The 2,874-nt window shown below is 68.9% G+C and carries 3 protein-coding genes; 2 read left to right on the forward strand and 1 reads right to left on the reverse strand.

All coding sequences use genetic code 11. The features are described 5' to 3' along the window. Positions 1–257: 257 nt before the first annotated feature. Complete coding sequence (locus G6039_RS29950; RefSeq protein WP_029547110.1) at positions 258–1,103, forward strand: alpha/beta fold hydrolase; 846 nt, start codon at positions 258–260, stop codon at positions 1,101–1,103. Then, the gene (locus G6039_RS29955; protein ID WP_006943109.1) at positions 1,100–1,483 is read left to right on the forward strand and encodes a Zn-ribbon domain-containing OB-fold protein; all 384 of its coding nucleotides are present in this window, start codon (positions 1,100–1,102) and stop codon (positions 1,481–1,483) included. Before G6039_RS29950 ends, G6039_RS29955 begins: the two co-directional genes overlap by 4 nt. Before the next feature lie 999 nt (positions 1,484–2,482). On the opposite strand, the gene G6039_RS29960 is transcribed toward G6039_RS29955, so the two are convergent. Next, positions 2,483–2,874, reverse strand: a 392-nt coding sequence (locus G6039_RS29960; RefSeq protein WP_164528191.1) for a C40 family peptidase, incomplete at its 5' end; no start/stop codon positions are given.

Here is a 2,874-nt window from a genome sequence, read left to right on the forward strand (position 1 = left end):
GCTCTTTCGTCGAGTCGAGTTGGTAGCTCTCTCGAAGAATCACGCGGTGACCGTCTTTCGTTCGGTTACGACACGCCGGTCATCGGGATCCGATCCGGCTCGTACACCATCCTGATGGACGCAACCTTCCTCTGAAAAAATAGGTATGCCGCTAGGTATTACGGCCGTCGCCTGGCCGCGACAGGCGGGCCATGGTGTGACATGTCTCACCAGATCGACCGAAGGTCCATCCGATGCACTACCGACACCGATCTCCGATGACCCGAGCCCACGGTCACCACACAGCGATCCATTGGTCCACTGTTCGCGTCGACGACCGGGCGGAGGTGTGCGGCGTTCTCGGGCGGGGATCGCCGGTGGTCTTCGTTCCCGGATGGGGATTGACGCCCTGGATCTACCGTCACGCCTTGGCCCGGCTTGCCCGGAGCTGTCGGGTCTACGCCCCGGTGATCCCCGGGTTCGCCGGAGTGCCGGACCGTCCCCTCGACAAGCGGACCCTGGCGGACGGCGCGGCCTGGCTCGGACGGTTCCTCGGCGCTGCCGGACTCGGTCCGGTGACCCTGGTCGGGCACTCGTTCGGCGGGGCGCTGGCGATCCGGACCGCCCACGATCTTCCGGATCGGATAGCGCGACTGGTACTCGTCAACTCCGTCGGGGCAGGAGCGTGGCCGGACGTCAATGGTGCGACGCCCCCGCTCGGTGACGGACCCCTGTGGGAGCGGGGCGCTGAGGCTCTGGGGGACGCGCTGTCGCTGCGGATGCTCGCCTCGACCACACGGACTCGTCCTACCACTACCACTACCAGTCGCCACGACGTCGGTGATCCGGGAAGCGTGGGGCGCACGGACCCCACCGCCCGGCGTGGGGACCTGACCGCTGAGGGGCACCGGCTCGCGCAACGACGTCTACCGGTAGCGCTGGTGTGGAGCCGGGGCGACCGTCTGGTCCCGTGGGCGAGCGTCGAATCGCTCCGCGCGGGCCTGGGGGGACCGCCGGTGTTCACCGTCGCGGGCGGACACGGGTGGCCGATCACCGACCCGGAGTGTTTCGGTCACACGATGCGCACCGCCTTTAACCGGCTCCCCACCGAGGTGGCGTCGTGAGCACCGGTCTCGCCCGTCGCGGACGCGAGACCACCCGATTCGGCAAACTCGTCATCTGGAAGTGCCAGGGCTGCGCCGCGGTGCTCGCACCCCTGACCGGGCGCTGTCCCTCGTGCGGCGCCCGCACTCTCGAACCCATCTCCTCGGCCGGCGCGGGAGTGATCGTCTCGTGCCGGGTCGTCGATCGCACCCCCGACCCGGTGTGCGGCGCGCCCTGCCCGTCGATCATCGCCATCGTCGCACTCGACGAGGGCCCCTGGGTCTATTCGTGGATCGACGGCGACGTTCCGGTGCCCACCGAGCGGCCGGTACGGGTGCGGTTCCGGTCCACGCAGCCAGGCGAGCGATTCCCGATCTTCGTACCCCGCGACTCCGAGTGACCTCCGCTCCGGTCTGCACTTGAAAAGCATTGCTGAAAAACAATATTGGGAGGAGACATGAAGGGGGTCAACTCCTCGCCGAAGCTTGTGTCGTTGCCGTCCCTGTTTCGTGACGCAGGGCCCGACCTGGGTCGGACAGCGCCTCGTCATCGACCGCTGGTGGACAGCAATTTCCCTCCGGCACGACACGATGCACGCGTCCGGAAAGGGCGGCCGTCTCGGGCGTGATGCCGACGAGAGGCCGACAGCCGAGTTTGTTTGCGATCTGGGCGTCCCGTCGGCGACGTGTTCTCGGTGACGCCGCCACGCTCGTACCGACGGCGCCGACGTCCCGGCATCGCCTCGATGGCATCCGCGCCGTCCGAAGCGCAGTGCATCGCAGTGAAGAGGCGCGACGAAGGGCTCTGCACCACGCGGACGGCTGCCACCCTCGTCGAGGATGCCGGCAGGCCCCGAGCGGTGCCTGATGGTCTCGACCGTGACCGGACACGGTATCGGCATCGGCCGGGGCGCACGGAACCCACGATCGGGAGCAGCATGGCGATCGGGAGGCGAACACATGCCCGCACTGACGAAAAACACTTAGCAGTCAGGTATGTCAGGTTTCGGGCCTGGGATGTTCCCGCGGGGCACGCGCGTGCTCCTGGTGGCGGATCCCGTCGAGTGCGACTTCCCACCGAACGAGGGCAGTACCGATATCCCTGAGCGCCCCGCGGGAGGGAAGGTCCGGCGCAAGGCGCGGATCGATGCATGGTGCCGCCGGATCGTGGCCTGGGGGCCGGCTCACCCCAGGCCTCGTCGCTGGTTCTCGATGCGCCACCGATCGCCACCGCGGCCGCACGCCGACCCACCACGGCGTCCGGGCACACCCGACGATCGCCTCTGCACCCTGTGAGCATGGCTCACGGGCTGTGCACCGGATCGGAGTTTCGTCGGGCCCCGGGACCCGTTCACCCCTCGTACCGGCTGATTCTCGGCAGGCACCCGGGGCGGCCGAGCCTAGTACCGGCGGGCCGCGTAGAACGGCATCGAGTCCAGTGGTGCCTGTTTCACCGACTGCCCGGCGGTGGGGGCGTGGACGACCGTGCCGTTCCCGGCGTAGAGCCCGACATGCTGCGCTCCGTTGAACAGCACGAGATCGCCGGGCTGCAGGTGTGCCCGATCCACCGGTTGTCCCCCGTCGAGCTGGTCGTAGGTGGTGCGCGGCACGACGACGCCGACCTGCTGGTACGCCCACTGGACCAGACCCGAGCAATCGAACGCATCCGGCCCCGCCGCAGCCCAGACGTACGGTGCGCCGATCTTCGACTCGGCCGCGGCGAGCGCCCGCGCACCGTGGGTCGACGGCGACGGCGGCAGTGAGGGTGCCGTGTCGGGGAGGGGCGCAGGGT

The sequence above is a fragment of the Rhodococcus aetherivorans genome, from assembly GCF_011058165.1.
GTDB lineage: Bacteria > Actinomycetota > Actinomycetes > Mycobacteriales > Mycobacteriaceae > Rhodococcus > Rhodococcus aetherivorans.